Source organism: Azospirillum sp. UFLA03-27 (genome assembly GCF_059803775.1).
This window is the reverse complement of sequence record NZ_JAUQTX010000443.1, coordinates 1-2646: the sequence shown is the minus strand read 5'-3', so window position 1 is coordinate 2646 and position 2646 is coordinate 1. Positions and strand designations below refer to the sequence as shown.

The 2646-nt window shown below is 66.1% G+C and carries 3 protein-coding genes; 1 reads left to right on the top strand and 2 read right to left on the bottom strand.

The window, feature by feature from the left end; translation table 11 throughout:
- Positions 1 to 1042 (bottom strand): ABC transporter permease subunit (locus Q4I23_RS32085; RefSeq protein ID WP_498528920.1); only part of this gene is annotated, 1042 nt, incomplete at its 3' end.
- 643 nt (positions 1043 to 1685) lie between these two features.
- Between Q4I23_RS32085 and Q4I23_RS32080 the strand changes: the two genes are divergently transcribed.
- The gene (locus Q4I23_RS32080) at positions 1686 to 2156 is read left to right on the top strand and encodes a ferritin-like domain-containing protein (RefSeq protein WP_035675565.1); all 471 of its coding nucleotides are present in this window, start codon (positions 1686 to 1688) and stop codon (positions 2154 to 2156) included.
- A gap of 58 nt (positions 2157 to 2214) precedes the next feature.
- Here the strand turns inward: Q4I23_RS32080 and Q4I23_RS32075 are convergent, their stop codons facing one another.
- Positions 2215 to 2427 (bottom strand): hypothetical protein, encoded by a 213-nt coding sequence (locus tag Q4I23_RS32075; protein ID WP_014241290.1) that lies wholly within the window; start codon positions 2425 to 2427, stop codon positions 2215 to 2217.
- Between the last annotated feature and the right edge of the window lie 219 nt (positions 2428 to 2646).

Sequence of the window (2646 nt, the reverse complement as noted above, 5' to 3'; positions counted from 1 at the left end):
CTGTTATAGTCTCGTGGGCTCGGAGATGTGTATAAGAGACAGCGGTGATCCGACACCGCAGGGCCGGGGGCAGGGCGGCGGTGAGTGAGGAGAGGGGGGACAGGCGCAGCCACGCCACCCGGCCGAGCAGAGCCTCGACCGGCGCCAGCAGCGAGCGGCAGACGCGGGTGCGCTGGAACAGCCGCAGCACCCAGGACTCGGGCGCCTCCTGCGCGCCGGTCTGCTCGAAGCGAAACTTGTCGGCCCAGGCGACCAGCGGGCGGAACAGGAACTGATCGTAGAGCAGGATGACCGCCAGCATCGCCAGCACCGCCCAGCCGACGGCGCCGAGGTCCTTCTGCGCGATGGCCTCGGCCAGATAGGAGCCGATGCCGGGCAGCGTGACGGTGTGGTCGCCGACGGTGATCGCCTCCGACGCGACGACGAAGAACCAGCCGCCGGACATCGACATCATCATGTTCCAGACGAGCCCCGGCATGGCGAAGGGCGCCTCCAGCCGCCAGAAGCGCTGCCAGCCGGAGAAGCGGAAGCTGGTGGCCGCCTCGTCCAGGTCGCGCGGCACCGAGCGCAGCGACTGGTAGACGCTGAAGGTCATGTTCCAGGCCTGGCTGGTGAAGATGGCGAAGATCGCCGCGCATTCGGCGCCCAGCACGCTGCCGGGGAACAGCGACAGGAAGAAGACCACGGTGAAGGAGATGTAGCCGAGCACCGGCACCGACTGGAGCACGTCCAGAACCGGGATCAGCACCATGCCGGCCCGGCGGCTCTTGGCCGCCAGCGTGGCGTAGGTGAAGGTGAAGAGCAGCGAGGCCGCCATCGCCGCCAGCATGCGCAGCGTCGAGCGCAGCGCGTAGTCCGGCAGGTTCCAGGGGTCGAGCGAGACGGCCGGCGCGTCGAGGCTCGCCAATGGTGCTGTCATCTGGTGACCGCCGACGGCGGCCAGGGCGAGCAGGCCGACGACCAGCGGCAGGGCCACGAGGTCCCAGCGATTGGGCGTGGCGGCCGCCGTTTTCACGGAAACGCTTGTCTGGGTCCAGACCATGGCCCCTCCATCCTGCGGCCGGATCGGAGTCCGGCCGCGTTCGGCATGCGCAATCGGCGTGTGCAGGCACCCGACGCCGTGCGGCGTCGGGCGGGCGTCAAAGGGAGAGGATGGCGGTCAGCCCGGCGCTGGCGGCGGCAGGGGCACGCACGCGCCCTGGTGTGTGAGCGCGCGGAACGGCATCGGAATGGTGATGGAAGACGTCACCATGGTTCACCTGTGCGGCTGTCGGCATCGCGGCCGGCCGTGGCGAACCTGCGAAAAGGTCAGCCCAGGATCGGCAGAGTACCGAAGATTCGTCGGGGTCGACGACTGTGGCTGTCCATCTGTTGCTTTCTCGGCGCGGGACCGGACCGCGCGTCCGGACGCCCGTCAATCATGCGGTGACGTTGGTGCTGATCTATTCCTGGAATTGAAGCCGGTCAAGCGCGTGGCGGCGTTTCTTGGCGATCATTGCAGAGGTTTCATGTTGCCCGCCCTTCGCCGTCGGAGCGAGGGCTGCGCCTCCGGATGCAGATCGTAGAGGGTGTGTCAAAGTGTCGCAGACGCCCGCAACCGGCCAGCGATCCGAGAACCTTTCGCAACAAGGCGTTATGGTTCAAATAACCACAATACATTTGTGACTTAACGATCTCAGGACCCGATGGCCAACATTCACGACCCCGCCCTGTTCCTCGCCCACGCCTGCGCGCTGGAGGAGGACGCCGCCAACCGTTTCGCCGACCTGTCGGAAGCCATGAAGACCTACGGCAACGCGGACGTCGCCGCCTTTTTCGCCAAGATGGCCGAGTTCTCGCGCCTGCATCTGGCGGACGCCCGCAAGCGCTCCGCCTTCCGCGACGTGCCGGTGCTCGCCCCGGAAGACTTCCAGTGGCCGGACGACGAGAGCCCGGAAGCGGCCTCCATGGAAGGCTCGCACTATCTGATGACGGTGGAGTACGCGCTGGAACTGGCGCTCGACAGCGAAAAGCGCGGGCACGCCTTCTACGCCGACGTGGCGGCCTCCACCACGGACCCGGAGGTCCGCATGATGGCGGAGGAGTTCGCCTCGGAAGAGGCGGAGCATGTGGCGGAGTTGGAGCGCTGGATCGAGCGCTTCCCCAAGAAGGGGTAAAGGCCGTTTCCCGCGGTTTCCGCCCTTGCGGGAACCGCGGGAAGGGCGAACGAGCGCCTTACTTGGACAGGTCGGCGTAGTCGTACTCGTACTTCTTGTCCGCCGGCTTGAAGGTCTTGAAGGCGGCGATGACGTCGTCCACCGACACGCCCGCCGGCACGTTGAGAATCTCGTACACGACCGAGCTGCCGCTGGTCGGGCCAACGTCGGCGTTGCGGTGAGCCTGGGAAATCAGGCCCTCGCCGGCCTTCTTGATCATGATCGAAGCCATATCCGTTCCGTCTCCTGTTACACGTCGCCCGACGCAGCAATATCCATAACTCGAATAAGGATATGGGGCCAATGGATAAATTGCTGCGGCGCGTCAGCGGCGGGTGATCCAGAGCGCGGTCACGTCGTCGTTCAACCGGTCGCCATGAAGTGCGGCGTGGTGGGCCATCAGGGCGGGCACTGTCTCTTATACACATCTGACGCTGCCGACGATTATACG